General features: G+C 72.3%; 15 protein-coding genes and 1 pseudogene. 10 read left to right on the plus strand and 6 right to left on the minus strand.

Going from position 1 to position 14,710, the window contains the following annotated elements; all coding sequences use genetic code 11:
- The first annotated feature begins 88 nt into the window (after nt 1–88).
- Together ACFYP5_RS34020 and ACFYP5_RS34025 are read left to right on the plus strand one after the other, a co-directional pair.
- Nucleotides 89–367 (plus strand): acyl carrier protein, encoded by a 279-nt coding sequence (locus ACFYP5_RS34020; protein ID WP_389042988.1) that lies wholly within the window; start codon nt 89–91, stop codon nt 365–367.
- On the plus strand, nt 364–1,587 hold the full coding sequence (locus ACFYP5_RS34025; protein WP_389042990.1) for a beta-ketoacyl-[acyl-carrier-protein] synthase family protein: 1,224 nt from the start codon (nt 364–366) through the stop codon (nt 1,585–1,587). Before ACFYP5_RS34020 ends, ACFYP5_RS34025 begins: the two co-directional genes overlap by 4 nt.
- A gap of 295 nt (nt 1,588–1,882) precedes the next feature.
- Here the strand turns inward: ACFYP5_RS34025 and ACFYP5_RS34030 are convergent.
- Nucleotides 1,883–2,213: pseudogene (locus ACFYP5_RS34030) on the minus strand (PRC-barrel domain-containing protein); the annotation flags it as partial.
- A 545-nt stretch (nt 2,214–2,758) separates the two neighbouring features.
- Here ACFYP5_RS34030 and ACFYP5_RS34035 point away from each other — a divergent pair.
- The 3 genes from ACFYP5_RS34035 (at nt 2,759) to ACFYP5_RS34045 (ending at nt 5,700) form a co-directional block, all read left to right on the plus strand.
- A complete protein-coding gene (locus ACFYP5_RS34035; protein ID WP_389043084.1) occupies nt 2,759–3,994 on the plus strand; it encodes a cytochrome P450 in 1,236 nt (411 codons plus the stop codon).
- Nucleotides 3,995–4,118: 124 nt separating this feature from the next.
- Complete coding sequence (locus ACFYP5_RS34040; RefSeq protein WP_389043085.1) at nt 4,119–4,748, plus strand: adenosylcobinamide amidohydrolase; 630 nt, start codon at nt 4,119–4,121, stop codon at nt 4,746–4,748.
- Nucleotides 4,749–4,803: 55 nt separating this feature from the next.
- Entirely contained in the window at nt 4,804–5,700 is an 897-nt protein-coding gene (locus ACFYP5_RS34045; RefSeq protein WP_389042992.1) for an NAD(P)-dependent oxidoreductase, read from the plus strand.
- Here the strand turns inward: ACFYP5_RS34045 and ACFYP5_RS34050 are convergent.
- Nucleotides 5,676–6,203: a nuclear transport factor 2 family protein gene (locus tag ACFYP5_RS34050; RefSeq protein WP_389042994.1), complete on the minus strand. Its 528-nt coding sequence runs from the start codon at nt 6,201–6,203 to the stop codon at nt 5,676–5,678. The two genes, ACFYP5_RS34045 and ACFYP5_RS34050, sit on opposite strands and share 25 nt — an antisense overlap.
- A gap of 917 nt (nt 6,204–7,120) precedes the next feature.
- Between ACFYP5_RS34050 and ACFYP5_RS34055 the strand changes: the two genes are divergently transcribed.
- From ACFYP5_RS34055 to ACFYP5_RS34065, 3 genes are all read left to right on the plus strand, one after another.
- Complete coding sequence (locus ACFYP5_RS34055) at nt 7,121–8,044, plus strand: NADP-dependent oxidoreductase (protein WP_389042995.1); 924 nt, start codon at nt 7,121–7,123, stop codon at nt 8,042–8,044.
- A complete protein-coding gene (locus ACFYP5_RS34060; protein WP_389042997.1) occupies nt 8,041–8,802 on the plus strand; it encodes a GNAT family N-acetyltransferase in 762 nt (253 codons plus the stop codon). The genes ACFYP5_RS34055 and ACFYP5_RS34060 overlap by 4 nt, the downstream gene beginning before the upstream one ends.
- Nucleotides 8,803–9,022: 220 nt before the next feature.
- On the plus strand, nt 9,023–10,234 hold the full coding sequence (locus ACFYP5_RS34065) for a PP2C family protein-serine/threonine phosphatase (protein WP_389042998.1): 1,212 nt from the start codon (nt 9,023–9,025) through the stop codon (nt 10,232–10,234).
- 105 nt (nt 10,235–10,339) lie between these two features.
- Here the strand turns inward: ACFYP5_RS34065 and ACFYP5_RS34070 are convergent, their stop codons facing one another.
- From ACFYP5_RS34070 to ACFYP5_RS34085, 4 genes are all read right to left on the minus strand, one after another.
- Nucleotides 10,340–10,930, minus strand: a complete 591-nt coding sequence (locus tag ACFYP5_RS34070; RefSeq protein ID WP_389042999.1) for an isochorismatase family protein — start codon at nt 10,928–10,930, stop codon at nt 10,340–10,342.
- Between the two features lie 89 nt (nt 10,931–11,019).
- Nucleotides 11,020–11,754: a phosphatase PAP2 family protein gene (locus ACFYP5_RS34075; protein WP_389043001.1), complete on the minus strand. Its 735-nt coding sequence runs from the start codon at nt 11,752–11,754 to the stop codon at nt 11,020–11,022.
- Nucleotides 11,751–12,353 (minus strand): phosphatase PAP2 family protein, encoded by a 603-nt coding sequence (locus ACFYP5_RS34080; RefSeq protein WP_389043003.1) that lies wholly within the window; start codon nt 12,351–12,353, stop codon nt 11,751–11,753. The genes ACFYP5_RS34075 and ACFYP5_RS34080 overlap by 4 nt, the downstream gene beginning before the upstream one ends.
- A complete protein-coding gene (locus ACFYP5_RS34085; RefSeq protein WP_389043005.1) occupies nt 12,353–13,021 on the minus strand; it encodes a DedA family protein in 669 nt (222 codons plus the stop codon). The genes ACFYP5_RS34080 and ACFYP5_RS34085 overlap by 1 nt, the downstream gene beginning before the upstream one ends.
- A 113-nt stretch (nt 13,022–13,134) precedes the next feature.
- Between ACFYP5_RS34085 and ACFYP5_RS34090 the strand changes: the two genes are divergently transcribed.
- Both ACFYP5_RS34090 and ACFYP5_RS34095 read left to right on the plus strand, forming a co-directional pair.
- Nucleotides 13,135–13,599, plus strand: coding sequence for a BlaI/MecI/CopY family transcriptional regulator (locus ACFYP5_RS34090; RefSeq protein ID WP_389043006.1), 465 nt, complete (start codon nt 13,135–13,137; stop codon nt 13,597–13,599).
- A complete protein-coding gene (locus ACFYP5_RS34095; RefSeq protein WP_389043008.1) occupies nt 13,596–14,537 on the plus strand; it encodes a M48 family metalloprotease in 942 nt (313 codons plus the stop codon). The genes ACFYP5_RS34090 and ACFYP5_RS34095 overlap by 4 nt, the downstream gene beginning before the upstream one ends.
- Nucleotides 14,538–14,710 lie beyond the last annotated feature (173 nt).

Genomic DNA, 14,710 nt, shown 5'->3' on the forward strand with positions numbered 1-14,710 from the left:
TGGAGGAACGTCATCCCGTTACTTCGGCGTCGGGACGGTGCATTCATCCGGCCCGGCGCACCTGCACCACAGAGTGAAGAGGAAGATCATGAGCGCGATTCATCCCAAGATCACCGACATCCTCGTCGGCACCTTCAAGGTGCCTGCCGCCGAGATCCTCCCGGACTCCACCATGGACAGCCTGGAGATGGACTCGCTCGCCGTCGCCGAGTTCGCCGTCATCGTCAAGGAGAAGCTGGGCGTCGACGCCGGCTCCGAGAAGCTCTACAAGGACGCCACCCTTGCCGACATCACCCGGTTCATCGAGGAGACGGCCGGCGGCGTGACGGCGGCGAGCGGCGAGGCCGCGATGAGCAACCCCCGATGAACAGGCCCCCCGTCGTCGTCACCGGCCTGGGGATGATCACCCCGGCCGGCAACGACACCGAAACCACCTGGAACGGGGTCTGCTCAGGGATCTCGCCCGCCCGCACCGTTCCCGAACTCGAAGGCTGCGAGATCGACTTCGCGTGCACGGTCTCCGGCATCGATCTGGACGAGGCGGTCGGCGGCCGGACGGCGTTCCGGATGGGGAAGTACGTCAAGTTCGCCGTCCTCGCGGCACGGGAGGCGGTCGCGGACGCCGGACTCGACCCGGCCCACTGGGACGGCAGCCGGGTGGCCGTCGTCGTCGGAACCAGCAGCGGAGGGTCCGCCGGCCTGACCGAACAGGCCGTCGCACTCCACCGGCGTGGGCCGGAGGCCACCTCCCCGTCCGGCATCCTGCTCACCATCCCGAACATGCCCGCGGCCGAGATCGCCATCCGGATGCGGGCCACGGGTCCCAGCCTGGCGCCGTGCACCGCCTGTTCGTCCGGTGCCACCGCGCTGTCCGTGGCCCGGGACCTGCTGGTCACCGGCCAGTGCGACATCGCGATCGCCGGAGCCACCGAGTCCATCGTCTTCCCGGTCGCCATGACTGGCTTCGCCCGGTCCGGCGCCGCCGCCCGCAGGGATGCCGACCCGGCACGTCTCTGCCGGCCGTTCGCAGCCGACCGTGCCGGACTCGTCATGGGTGAGGGCGCCGCCCTCATGGTGCTGGAGCGGGGGGACGACGCCCGGATGCGGGGTGCGGCGCCGAGGGCCGTGCTCGCAGGTGCGGGAGCCACCACCGACGCCCACCATCCCACCAGCCCGCATCCGTCCGGCGCCGTGGCCCGGGCTGCCGTCGAGGCGGCGCTGCGGGACGCGGGCTGGCGGGCCGAGGACGTCGAGCACGTCAACGCGCACGGCACGTCGACACCGTTGGGCGATGCCACCGAAGCCGCCCTCATCGGCCGGGTCTATCCGCACCGGCCGCCCGTCACGGCTCCCAAGGGAGTGCTGGGTCACTGCATGGGGGCGGCCGGAGCCATCGAGGCCGGGCTGACGATCCTCACGCTCCAGCACGGAGTCGTACCACCCATCGCCAATCTGGACGCCCCGGCACCCGAGTTCGACATCGACTGCGTCACCAAGGCGCCTCTCCTGCAGCCGGTCCGCCGCGCAGTCAGTCACTCCTTCGGATTCGGCGGCCACAACGCCGTGCTCGCCCTCCAGCGCCCGTAGGCCTTGCGGTACCGGCGGTTCGCCATGCGAACCCGCGGGAGGCATCGTCATACACGACGTCGTCACCGGCGCGGTTCCGCGGCGCCGCCGGGGGCCGCTCCGGCGGTGTGTCGCTGTTCGCCTGACGGTGGAGTGCCGTTGTCGTGGATGCCGGCCCCGGAGCCGGACGGCCTGATGCGCGGTGTCCCGCCGGGCGTGACTGCGGCGTGATCGTGCCGGCCGGCGGAACCCGGCACGGAGCGGTTCCGACCCTCGCCTCCCGGGTACACCCACGCGCCAGGTCACCGGGCCTGTCCTCCCGGCTTCCCGGTGAGGTCGTAGTGCCGGTAGAGCTCCTCCTCCTCGGCCACGGAGAGATGCGCGTCCGCGTCCACCCGAGGGGCTCCCTTGACGCTGTCCTTCGGATGCTTGATGTGCAGGTCGGAGCCCACCTTGCGGGCCCCGTCGAGCGGCACGAAACTCTCTTTCATCCCGAACAGGCCGGTTCTCACCGTGATCCAGTCCGGCCGGCCGCTGTCGTCGTCGACATACACCCGCCCCACGCTGCCCACCCGCTCGCCCGCGGTGTCGTACACCGTCAGGCCGTCGAGCTCTCCGGGATCCGCGAAACCGTCAGGGGACGCCATGACCGTTCCCTCCTCGCCCGGGCGCGTCCGTGGGCGGGCCCACCGGGGAAAGCGCGTCCGGACTCCATCGCGCCTCAGCCGGCTGGACGGTGCAACCTCGCGGCCCGGCACGGCCGTCCGCTGCGTCCGCGGGAGCGCAGTGCGACACCGGTGGGGCACCCGTCCGTGCACTGCTCCGTTCGGGTGAGACCTCGTGAGGCCGCGCGGGTCGGTGACATTCGGGCACATGCGCCGGGCGGACCTTCTTGCTCGGCGTCCGAGGTACGCATGTTCCGCCCGGACGGAGCGAATTCGACTGACGGTGGCCGTGCCCGCCACCGGTTCGCGAAGGGTCCGTCTCCGCGTCATTCTCCCCATGGTGCCCGCACGCGGAACAGTCGCCCGTCCGCCCGATCATCCTCGTTCCGGGCGCGTTGAACGTAGGATCGGCATCCCGCCATCGGCCGCGCCGAAAGGCTGCGTCAGCCGCCGGTCCGGAGCCGACGACCGTCAGGAGAGGCCCGTTGAACATCTCGCCGATACCGGGGCAGGCCGCCGCACACCGCATGGATCCGGCCGGCGGGTGCCCGCACGCCGACAATGCCCGGCTGCTGGCCCGGGGTGCCGTGGCGTCCGTCGTACTGCCGGGCGATGTGCCGGGGGTGGCGGTGCTCGGGCATGACGCACTGAAGGAGTTTCTCGCCCACCCCGATGTCGCAAAGGACGCACGCCACTTCACCGCGCTGGCCGAAGGACGGATCCCCGACGGCTGGCCGCTGCGGACGTTCGCCACCGTGCAGGGCATGACCACAGCCGATGATGCGGACCACCGGCGGCTGCGTGGGCTGGTGAGCAAGGCGTTCACCGCCCGGCGGGTGGAAGCGCTCCGGCCGCGCATCGAGACTCTCACCACCGAGCTGCTCGACCGGCTCGACGCGGCGGCCGAGGAGGGGGACGGGACGGTGGACCTGCGCGCCGGGTTCGCGATGCCCCTGCCGATGGGCGTCATCTGCGAGCTCCTCGGCGTCGACGGCCGGTACCAGGACCGCCTGCACCATCTGTCCAACCAGATCGTCGCCACCGACATCGGGCCCCTCGAAGCCATGGCCGCCAACCGGGAGCTGGTGGAACTGCTGAGCACCGTCGCCGCGGCCCGCGCCGAGCAGCCCGGCGACGACCTCACCAGTGCGCTGATCGCCGCCCGCGACGACGGCGGAGACCGGCTCGGCCGGCACGAACTCATCGGCACCCTGCTCCTGATGATCATCGCCGGTCACGAGACCACGCTGAACCTCGTCACCAATGCCGTACGCGCGCTGTGCACCCACCGCGACCAGCTCGACCTGGTCACCACGGGCCGGGCGGCATGGGCCGACGTGGTGGAGGAGACACTGCGCTGGGACAGCCCGGTCAGCTACTTCCCGTTCCGCTATCCGACCCGCGACCTGACCCTCGACGGGACCGTCATCCCGCAGGGCACCCCCGTACTCGCCGGATACTCGGCCGCCGGACGCGACACGTCCGTACACGGCCCCGACGCCGACCGCTTCGACGTCACCCGGCCGGCCAGGACATCGGCGGCGCGCCACCTCTCCCTCGGCCACGGACCGCACTACTGCCTGGGAGCGCCGCTCGCCCGGATGGAGGCGACGATCGCGCTGGAGCAGCTGTTCCGCCGCTTCCCGGAGCTGGACGTCACCGTGCCCGACGAGGAACTGGTGCGTCATGCCAGCTTCGTCGGCAACAGCGTGCGGACACTGCCGGTGCGGCTCCGCCCGGTCACGAGCCCCGGCAGGGGCTGAGGCCGGACACCGCACGCGGTGCTGCCGGCACCACCCCATATGATCGACGGGCCGTCGTCTTCTGTGTCACCGGGAGTGCACCATTCGTTCCGTACTCGTCCGCCCGCCCCGCCGGCGCGTCGAGCTGCTGGCCCGGCAGGAGGACGGCCTCGCCCTGCACCATCTCGTCTGGCGGCTCGGACCCGGCTGGCGGGTGTGCAGCAGCGCCGTGCTCGGCGGCGGCATCGGTCCGCGCGCATGGATCCTCAACGCGCAGGTTCCCGGCGGCTATCCGCGGCTCGACCCCGATGCCCACCTTGCCGAGATCGCTGCCGCGGAGGCCCTTGCCGGCCCCGGCGCCGCGCTGATGACGGCGGCCGATGTCACCGCGTACACGGTCGCCGCCGACGAGGGGGTGACCGCCACCGTGACCAGTGGCCTCGGTGTACGGGGCTGGGCTGCCGACCCGGCTGCGGGCACCGACGGACCGCCGCCGCCGGGCACGGTCAACATCGTCGTCACGGTCCCGGTGGCTCTGTCCGACGCCGCACTGGTCAACGCGGTCGCGACCGCCACCGAGGCGAAGGTCCAGGCGCTCCTGGACGCGGGACTCGACTGCTCCGGTACTCCCACGGACGCCGTGTGCGTCGCCGCGCCCGAGCCCGGACAGGGGGCCGTGGCGCAGCCCTTCGCGGGTCCGCGCTCGCGGTGGGGATCGCGACTCGCCAGAGCAGTGCACGGTGCTGTGCTCGACGGCGCATTGCGGCAACCTTGACCTCTCACCGCCCCGCGCCGGCGCGGGGCGCGGCCGACGAAGGGACCACGCTCTCATGACGTCCACACCTGTCCAAGTCACCCGCAAGCGGCCGACCGTGGCCGTCCTCGGTACCGGGATCATGGGATCAGGGATGGCGCGGAGCCTGCTCCGGACGGGACTCGGCGTCCGCGCCTGGAACCGTACGCAGTCCAAGGCGGCTCCTCTCGCCGCCGACGGTGCCACGGTCACAGAGACGGCGGAGGAAGCCGTACGGGGCGCGGATGTCATCGTGACCATGCTCAACGACGGCCTGTCGGTCGCCGCCGCACTCACCGCTGCCGCGTCGGGCGTGCACAGCGGTCAGATCCTGCTGCAGAGCTCCACCGTCGGACCCGACGCCACCGCCGATCTCGCCCAACGGGCCGCGGACTTGGGACTCGTCTATCTTGACGCTCCGGTCGTCGGCACCAAACAGCCTGCGGAACAGGGTGCGTTGACGGTCCTCGTCTCCGGCCCGTCCGCTGTCCGGCCCTCGGTGGACCCGGTGCTGGATGCGATCGGGCAGCGCACGATCTGGGTCGGCGAGGTACCCGGGGAGGCCTCGCGACTGAAGCTCGTGGTCAACACCTGGGTGATCAACATGGTGGGCAGCATCGCCGAATGCCTCAATCTTGCCGAGGGACTGGATATCGACCCGCAGTCGTTCCTCGACGTGATGAGGGGCGGCCCGCTGGACTCCGCCTACCTCCAGGGCAAGTCCGCGGCGGTGCTCTCCGGCGACCTCACCCCCAGCTTCGCCCTGTCCACCGCGCTCAAGGACACCCGCCTCATCCTCGAGGCCGCCGGACGGTCCGGGGTGATCCTGGACCTGGTCGCCGCGTCGGCCGACCGGTTCGAGCGCGCGGAGGCGGCCGGCCACGGCGACGAGGACATGATCGCCACCTACTACGCGGGCCGTCCGGCGGAGTAGCCGGGCGACTGACCGTCGGCGACCGCGACGGGAGCCGGGGCCACGCGCTCCGTGGCCCCGCCGAAGGCGAGGATCGTGGTGCGTGAGGCGAGCAGCCAGACCCCGTCGACCTTGCGGAACGTGTCCTCGTAGTGCCCGACGTTGGCGGGCAGCCGGGGCGACGGCAGGCTGTCGCTCCTGCCGTCCATCCGATAGGTGGCGAAGTACGTCGTCGACGACGCGGTCGTCGCCGAGTCCACTGTGACCAGGATGTTCGTACACATCCGCCGTGACAGCCGGTCTGCCGGCCGGCCGCCGAAATAGTCACGCAGCGCCTGGCGCCCCACGATGCGACGCTCGCCGCCGGGCCATTCCCATGTGCCGTCGGGGGTGAACAGCTCCGCGACCGTGGGGGGTTCTCCGAGATCGAGCCGGCGGACGAACTCGATGACGAGACGTTCGCAGGCCCGCTCGGCGAGCAGCAGTTCCAAGCGGTCAAGGGACGCACGGGATTTGTTCGACATCCCGAAGTCCTATCAGTCCTGGCCGCGGCCCTGCCAGAGCATTTCTGCCGGCCGCCCCGCCTGTCGGACGAGGGGTACCCCGTACCGTACGACCTCGTCGAAGCGACGGCGTGGCGTTGTGGTGCGGTCAGGCGGCCGTGGAAGCGCCGGACGGGATCCCGAAGGCCGGGGCCGGTACGGTGTCGGGGCTGATCTCGTCTCGCGGTGCCACGTCCGCAGGGGTGCGCGGAGACCGGTGGGCATGCGGCGGCGGGCGCCCGGGCGCTGGTCTGATTTCATCAGGCCGCAATGTGGGGGAGTGGCGGCGGCAGGAGCCGCGCAGAACCGCCCCACCGGTACGGGGGAGCCCGGTGGGGCGGTCGGCACCAGCCTGCCACAGGCGGCGACCGAATGGGGCCCGACCGGCACGGGCCCGTGGGCAGTTGAGTGGAAATCGATCCCGGACCGGATGGTGGGCGCCGTCCGGCGCGCGAGTGTCCGACGAGGATGTGCGTGGCGGCGGGCCGGTCCCGCGCCGTGCAGTGGTGGCTGCTGAGTCCCGAGAAGGCGGCCCGTGTCCCCTCGTCTCCGGCGGATGAGCGACGTCGTCCGTCATCGGCGTCGCCTGGCCCGACATCACCGGTACGCACTCCACCGAGTCCGCGCAGTGCGACCTGACCAGGCTCTGTGCGTGCGGGTGCAGTCGGGTCCGGCGGATCTCGATACGGCCCGGCTCGTGGCCGGCGCAGAGCAGATCGACCGTGTACGGCGGCCGGGCGGGGCCGATCGGTGTGCGTACCCGGCCCGACCCGAATTCATTGCGACCCTGTGAACAGTCCACCACCCGGGAATACATGCATGCCGCACGGAGCTCTTGCAGCTGTGGCCGGTAGCGGCTGCCCAGATGGCCGATGCCATGAACCGGAGCGAGGGAGCTCATGCCGAAGGCGTACGTATTCACCCGCAGCGGCGGACCGGAGGTGGAAGCTTTCGTCGAGCAGGAGGCCCCTGCCCCCGGGCCCGGTGAGCTGCTCGTGGCGGTCCGTGCCGCCGGGGTCAACCCGGTCGACTGGAAGCTGCGCGACGGATACACCAGGCCCGGCAGCGCACCGCCGCAATATCCCGCCGTGTTCGGCAGCGAAGCGGCCGGGGTGGTCGAGCAGGTCGGCCCCGGCGCCGAAGGATTCGAAGTCGGGGACGCGGTCTTCGGAAATCCGCTGACCGGTGGTTACGCCGAGTACACCCTGATGCCCGTCGCGGTCACCGCGCACAAGCCGGAGGGCCTGTCGTTCACCGACGCGGCCGCGCTGCCGGTCGCGGCGGCCACCGCGTACGACGGCATTCGCCAGCTGGACCCCGCGCCCGGATCGACCCTGCTGATCAACGGCGCCGGAGGCGGCGTCGGTGTGGCCGCGGTCCAACTCGCACGTCACTTCGGGGTCCGGGTCATCGGTACGTCGAGCCAGGCCAAGAAGGGCTTCGTCGAGTCGCTCGGCGCCGTGCACGTACCGTCGGGGCCCGGCGTCGTCGACCGCGTGCGGGCAGTCGCCCCGGACGGGGTCGACGCGGTCTACGACCTGGTCGGCGGTGATGCCCTGCGGGCCGTCGCGGAGCTGCTCACGGACCGGAAGCGGCTGATCAGCGCAGGGGGCAAGCCCCTCGCCGTGGAACTCGGCGGGGCAGCCGTCGTCCGGGCCCGTACCGCCGCCGTCCTCGACGAAGTGGCCAGCCTTGCCGTCAGTGGTGCATTCAATGCGTACGTGACGCAGACCTACCCGCTCGCCGAAGCTGCCGCGGCGCTGCGAGCGGTGGAGAGCGGACACACCCGCGGCAAGATCGTGATCGAGGTGGCCGCCGCATGAGCGCCGCGCACCCCACCGTCCCCGGGGCACACCCGCTGGACAACCCGGCCCGCGCCTCGCTGACCGGACCGCACGCCCATTTCGCCGAGCGCTCGGGCCGCGTTCTGCGCTATCCGACCGACGTCTCACCCTGGCTCGCGCTGCCGGACCTGCCGGACGCGGAGGACTGGGCCGACGTCGCCGCACTCGCCGGCCCCGGAGCGTCCGTCACCCTCACCGCGTTGCGTGAGCCGCCGCCCGGCGACTGGGAGGTCACCTTCAGCGCGGAGGGCGTCCAGCTCGTCGACGACGGGGTGGCAGGGGCCACGGATCCGGAGGCCGTCCTCCTCGGCCCGGCCGATGTGCCGGAGATGCTCGACCTGGTCGCACGGACCCGCCCCGGACCGTTCCTGCCGCGCACCGTCGAGCTCGGCACCTACCTGGGTATCCGTCGCGACGGGGCCCTCGTCGCCATGGCCGGGGAACGGCTGCACCCGACCGGCTGGAGCGAGATCAGCGGCGTCTGCACGGATGAAACCGTGCGTGGCCAGGGGCTCGCCACCCGGCTCGTCCTCGCCGTCGCCCACGAGATCAGGGAGCGCGGCGAAACGCCCTTCCTGCACGCGTCGGCGACCAACACCAACGCGATCAGGCTCTACGAATCGCTGGGCTTCCGGCTCCGGCGCCGGACGTCGTTCCTCTCCGTCGTCGTACCGCCGGACCTGGTGCCCGGCCGCACCCGCGGCGCGGACGACGCGCGCGCAGAGGCGTTGCGCTGACGTCGAGCCACCCCTTCTGTGTCCCGGCTCCTGCAGTCCGGGGCCGAAGGAAGGGACCTTCGGCCCCGGACTTCCGGACCTAATGCCGTAGGTCCGCTCCGTCCCGGGACCTTCGGCACGGCCCATGAGGCCGTAAGCCTCGTGTGCCGAACGCTGGATTCCGGGTGCACTGGAAGGTGAGTGCCGGAACTCTCCGGCACCTTCACGAGGAGGCAGTGCAGTGACGATCGGGCTCCAGCGCTCCGCAGCCGTACACAGTGCGGTGCCGCCGGTGACCGATGCAGGGGAAGCCGAGGCCTCCGCGGCCCGGGTCGGGAACGCGGCGCTGTTCGGCGGACTGGCTCTGCTGACCGCAGTGATCGTCGTCCTCGACGTGATGACCGGCAACGACCTGCGCATCGTGCCTCTGCTGGTCGTCGTGCCCGCATTTGTCTCGGTCTTCGGCACCATCCGGCAGACGGTGGGCGTCGCCACCTGGATCATGGTCGTCGTCGTCACTTCCCGGCTGGTGTCCGGCGGGTCGTTCTGGGATCTTGCCAGCGGCGTCGTCTTCACGGTGCTGGCCTGTGGCCTGGGCGTCGGTTCCTGTGTGCTGCGGATCCGTCACGCCACCGAGATCGCCAGACTGCGCACCGCGGCGGTCGCTCTCCAGCGGCAGATCCTGCGCCCGCTGCCCGTCCTGACCGGCCATGTCGTCGTCCACGGGGTCTACGCCCCGATCGAGGAGGACCGGCTGGTCGGCGGCGACATCTACGAGGTCGTCGAATCGCCCTACGGAACACGGGTGATCATCGGCGATGTCCAGGGCAAGGGGATCGCGGCCATCGGAGCGGGGTTCGCCGCACTCGGCGCGTTCCGGGAAGCGGCCATCCGCGAGCCCACCCTGACCGGGGTGGTGGACGCCCTGGAGGACGCGGTCGTCCGCCACAACACCTTCTCCGCCCAGACGGGAGAGACCGAACGTTTCGTCACCGCCCTGGTCCTCGGCATCGACGAGGGCGACCAGGTGCAGGCCGTGAACTGCGGCCACCTGCCGCCCAGGCTGCTGTATGACGGTGCGGCCGCCCCGGTGCCGCTCCGGCGGACCTCCGTCCCGCTGGGTATGGCCGAGCTCAGCAGCGAGCCGCGGGTGGCGGAACAGCTCGACTTCCCGTCCGGTACGACGCTCCTGGTCTTCACCGACGGGGTGACCGAGGCCCGCAACGCCGCCGGCACCTTCTACCCGCTGGACACCCGGCTCGGCCGCTGGGCGGGGAGCGGGTCGCGCGAGGTGCTGGACGCCCTCCATACGGACCTCGACGCCTTCACCGATGGCGTACGACGCGACGACATCGCGGTCCTCGCGCTGCGCAGGGCGCCGGCCGGGAACCGCAGCCCCGTACTGGCCGGCAAGGGCGCGCGGCGTGCCGCGCAGGCATTCGGCGAACGATAGGCATCGGGCCCACCCGCGTTCCCGTCCGGGTGGTCGCCACCAGCCTCGGAGCGGTCTTCCACTCCCGTCGGCGCCCAGGCACGAGCTCGTCGACGGCCTTCTGAGTCACGGCGCGGCAGGCGTCCACGGATCCGTCCCGACACGGAGCACCGAAGGATCGGCGAAATCCACTTCGGACGCGGGCAGCACGCGGATCTTCCGCCCGGGAAAGTCGATGTGGCGGTAGATCTCGTTGTGGTGCGCGATCGACCGACCCGGCGCGACGTAGTCGCCGGAGTCGGGGCGGACGGACGTGGTGTGCCCGTCGGCGACCAGCACCACGTCGTACCGGTGGCTCAGTGCCTGCCGCGCCGTGGTGTCCACGCAGATCTCGGTCGCGAACCCGGTGACGACCACCTCGGTGACTCCCAGAGCCTTGAGGGTCTTGTCGAGATCGGTGTCCAGGAAGCTGTCCGCGCTGGTCTTGTGGACGACCTCCTCGTCGCCGCCGGGCGTGAGTTCGGGCACGATCTGCCAGCCCTCGGTACCGGCCTCCATCCCGTTGCCCCGGTGCTGAATCGTCACGACCGGTACGCCGGCGGCTCTGGCGCGGTCACGGAGCCCGGCGATCACGGCAACCGTCTCCGGGGCGCGGTGAGCGATCGCCACCAAGGTGTTCTGCATGTCGATCACGAGGAGCGCGGAGGAGTGCGGCATGGGGCAACGGTAGCGGCCGCCTCCGGCAGCGAGATGGCCCCGGGTCCCGGAGAAACGGCCACAGGGACCCGCCCCCGCGCGGCCGGCCGTCAGCGGGATGCGGGCGGGGCCGCGCGTATCCGTATCAGCATGGACCCGATCCCCAGCCAGACGGCGGCGAACAGCCATCCGGCCACCACATCCGTCGCCCAGTGCACTCCGAGCAGAACCCGGCTCATCCCGACGGCTGCCGCCCAGCAGCCGAGCAGGACGGCCACGGCGGCGGTGCCGGTGCTTCTGCCGGAGGCAGTGGCACGGGCCCGGCGCAGCCGCGCCCGGTGACCGACCGCCGCCGCCAGCAGACCCGCGATCAGCATGGATGTCGTCGCGTGCCCGGACGGGAAGGCGAACCCGGAGGCGTGCGTCGCCCAGTCGCCCACCGCCGGGCGAGGGCGTCCGATGGCTTCCATCAGGCCGAAGCGCAGCCCCTGCCCGAGCAGCAGGAAGGCCAGGGCGCCCGCCGCGTACGCCAGCCCGTGGCGTATGTCCCGGCCGGCGGTCAGCCCGGCGGCCACGGCGGCGGCGTAGGGGAACACGCCCGTACCCGTCGCCGTGACGATCCTGGCCACGGTGACGAGAGCGGCGGGCCGATGGTGCAGGGACCAGGTGTGTGCGACCCGGTCGATCGGCAGGACGGACCCGTGCCGGGCTGTGAGCACCACCGCCGTCAGGCCCAGGAGTCCGACGACCCCGATCAGTACGGCCCCGAGCGCCGTACGGATCGGAGGTGCGACCGGACCCTCGGCGAACCGGGCCTGCTCCGTCGCCGAGGTCTCCCCGCTCACCGCGCCGCCACCAGCGGACGCAGCCGGCTGTCGCGCAGCCGTGCGACGGCCGGAGCGCAGCGCCGGGCGGTGACCGTCAGCGGCAGGGCTACCAGCGCGCCGGTGACCAGCCCGATGAGCACATCGTGCGGATAGTGCACACCGATCCAGACCCGTGACAGCGCCATCAGCAGCGCCGCAGGGACTGCGACCGCACCGAGCCGACGGTCGGTCAGCAGGATCACGACCGTTGCGGCTGCCGCGACGGCGGCGTGATTGCTGGGGAAGGACCAGTCGCCCAGCGGCGGGCATACCTCCACGGTGACTGCATGCAGGGTCCGGCACGGCCGCTGTTCATGGACGGCGAGCTTCAGCAGATCGTTGGCCCCGTAGGCGGCCACCACGATCAGCGGCGCACAGAGTGCCATGGCCGCGCGGGCCGGGTCCCCGGCGCGGGACCGCCACCAGGCCGCGAGCATCAGCAGGGCGTAGAGCCCGAGACCGTAGTCCGAGCAGGCGCGGATCGTGGAGTCCAGAGCGGCGGGGGAGCGCCGGGCGAGCTCGGTGATCGTGGTGTAGAGGCCACCGTCGAGCGAGGTGGCGGCCGAGGCGAGCAGCATCAGCTCCGGTCTCCTTCGACGGCGCGCCGGCCGCGCGAGCGCAGCAGCTCGGCGGCGAGGGGGATGAGGGAGACGACGACCACGACGGCGACGATCGGGAGGAGATAGCGGTCGACATGCGGCACAGACGACCCCAGCCCGTAGCCCGCGAGCACCAGCCCGACCGTCCAGATCGTTCCGCCGACGATCTGCCAGAGCGTGAATTGTCCGGCCGGCACGTTGAGCGCCCCGGCCAGGGGGTTGAGCACCGTACGCACCACGGGGACGAAGCGGGCCAGCACGATCGCCCGCGCATGGCCGTATCTGTCGAGCAGCTCCTCCGCGCGGTTCGCGCCCTCGTGCAGCCTCTTGGCCCGGCTCCGGGCCAGCAGGGCGCGGCCGCCGCGGCGCCCGATCCAGTACCCGGTCTGTGCGCCGAGCAGCGCGCCGACCACGGAAGCGATGAGCACCTGGGACAGGGCGAGATGGACCGGGCCGTGTGTGCCGGGGACACTGAGCAGTCCCGCGGTGAACAGCAGGGAGTCGCCGGGGAGGAAGAAGCCGACAAGCAGCCCTGTCTCGGCGAACAGCACGGCCGCGATGCCGAGCACGCCGAACGCGGCGAGCAGCGACCCGGCGTCCAGCAGGTTCACCGCTTGCGGCGCGGCCGCCAGTGAGGATACGGACACGGCGGAGGGCCTCCCATAATGGTGAGCGGGCGGTCCGGCGGGGCGCCCGACTGACTACAGTGGTGTAGACGGTCTACATCACTGTAGACGCCCGAAGCGGGAGGAGAGTTCCCATGTCCCAGGCGCAGGGGATATCGACCGGGGATCCGGACCCGCTCGGGCCCGGCGAGACAAGCCCTCGACCGCACGGCGGGCCGGGCCCGGAGTCCGGGGCGCCGGGTGCGGAGCGACGGCCGGCCGGGGAGCTGGAATCCACCGTCCTGGCGGCCCTCTGGGCGGCCGACGCCCCGCTCACCCCCGGTCAGGTGCAGGGCGCCCTCGGCGCACCCCTGGCCCGAACCACCGTCACCACGATCCTGACCAGGCTGTACGAGAAGGGCACGGTCAGCCGCACCCGTTCCGGGCGCGGCTTCGCGTACACGCCCACCGAGGACGCGCCCGGCCTCACCGCCCGCCGGATGCACAGCGAACTGCAGAAGGAGGAGGACCGCAGCACCGTGCTGGCCCGATTCGTCTCGCAGCTCACCGACGAGGACGAGCAGCTGCTCAGGGAACTGCTCGACGGAGACGCCCGATGATCTACGCCGTGTGGGTTCCGCTGCTGATGCCGTTCGTCGCGGTCCCCGCGGCCCGCCGCCTGGCGGATGCCCTGTCACCCGTGCGCGCCGTGCGGCTGCTCGCCTCGACGGCCGTCGGCCTCGCCCTGTTCAGCACGCTCGCCCTGGTGCTGCTCGTGGTGCCCGGCGCGACCCGGCTCTCCGCCGTGGCCGCGGTCGGCGAACTCGTGAAGCCGCTCGCCGGCGCCGCACCCGACGTGACCGTCCCACTCGCGGCCGCCGCGGTCGCCCTGCTGGCCGGGTGCATCGTCGCAGTCGTCCGTGCCGCCCGCCGCCACTGGGTGGAGCTGCAGGGCGCAGGCGCGCCGGCCTACGGCCCGGACGGGGAACTGGCCGTTGTGCGCGACAGCCGCCCCGACGCCTATGCGCTGCCCGGACTCCCGGGCAGTCCCGGCCGGATCGTCGTCACCACCGGCATGCTGCGCGCCCTGGACCCCGCCGAACGCGACGCCCTCCTCGCACACGAGCGCGCCCACCTCGCGGGTCGCCACCACCTCTTCCTCGCCGCCGCCGAACTGGCCGCCCTCTGCCACCCCGCGCTGCGCTTTCTGCGCGCGCCCATGGGCTACGCGCTGGAGCGCTGCGCCGACGAGGCGGCGGCCACGGCGGTCGGCGACCGGCGGGTCGCTGCGCGCGCGATCGGCCGGGCCGCGCTCGCCGCACGCGCCGCCGAGGGGGCCGAGGGCCGTCCCCGCGTGGCGCTCGCCGCAACGGCTGGGCCGGTACCGCGCCGTGTCGAGGCGCTGCTCGGCCGGGCGACCCCCCGACCGCGCGTCGCCCGTGCGGCCGCGGCGGCACTGCTGGCGTGCCTGGCCCTGTCCGGAGCGGCCGCGCTCGACGCGACACATGATCTGCACAGCAGCATCGAGGTGGCGCAGGGCGAGAGCCCGCAGCACTGAGACCGCTCGGCGGGGGTGTCTTTCCTGCGAGCGCCGAGCGTGTGCGGCCGGGGGCAACTCCTCGCCGATGGCCGGGGGCCCAGGGCCATGCCTGCCGTTGAGCCACACCGTCGACCGACTGCGGCGTGGCTACACTGGGCGCCATGGGTTCGTACTACTTCTTCCGCTGATTC

It is taken from the genome of Streptomyces sp. NPDC005262, assembly GCF_042872425.1.
Lineage (GTDB): Bacteria > Actinomycetota > Actinomycetes > Streptomycetales > Streptomycetaceae > Streptomyces.

What these genes read in the sequence shown, in the direction of transcription:
- ACFYP5_RS34020 (WP_389042988.1), top strand. Translation starts at nt 89, where the DNA reads ATGAGCGCGATTCATCCCAAGATCACCGACATCCTCGTCGGCACCTTC.
- ACFYP5_RS34025 (WP_389042990.1), top strand. Translation starts at nt 364, where the DNA reads ATGAACAGGCCCCCCGTCGTCGTCACCGGCCTGGGGATGATCACCCCG.
- ACFYP5_RS34035 (WP_389043084.1), top strand. Translation starts at nt 2,759, where the DNA reads ATGGATCCGGCCGGCGGGTGCCCGCACGCCGACAATGCCCGGCTGCTG.
- ACFYP5_RS34045 (WP_389042992.1), top strand. Translation starts at nt 4,804, where the DNA reads ATGACGTCCACACCTGTCCAAGTCACCCGCAAGCGGCCGACCGTGGCC.
- ACFYP5_RS34050 (WP_389042994.1), bottom strand. Translation starts at nt 6,203, where the DNA reads ATGTCGAACAAATCCCGTGCGTCCCTTGACCGCTTGGAACTGCTGCTC.
- ACFYP5_RS34055 (WP_389042995.1), top strand. Translation starts at nt 7,121, where the DNA reads ATGCCGAAGGCGTACGTATTCACCCGCAGCGGCGGACCGGAGGTGGAA.
- ACFYP5_RS34060 (WP_389042997.1), top strand. Translation starts at nt 8,041, where the DNA reads ATGAGCGCCGCGCACCCCACCGTCCCCGGGGCACACCCGCTGGACAAC.
- ACFYP5_RS34070 (WP_389042999.1), bottom strand. Translation starts at nt 10,930, where the DNA reads ATGCCGCACTCCTCCGCGCTCCTCGTGATCGACATGCAGAACACCTTG.
- ACFYP5_RS34080 (WP_389043003.1), bottom strand. Translation starts at nt 12,353, where the DNA reads ATGCTGCTCGCCTCGGCCGCCACCTCGCTCGACGGTGGCCTCTACACC.
- ACFYP5_RS34090 (WP_389043006.1), top strand. Translation starts at nt 13,135, where the DNA reads ATGTCCCAGGCGCAGGGGATATCGACCGGGGATCCGGACCCGCTCGGG.
- ACFYP5_RS34095 (WP_389043008.1), top strand. Translation starts at nt 13,596, where the DNA reads ATGATCTACGCCGTGTGGGTTCCGCTGCTGATGCCGTTCGTCGCGGTC.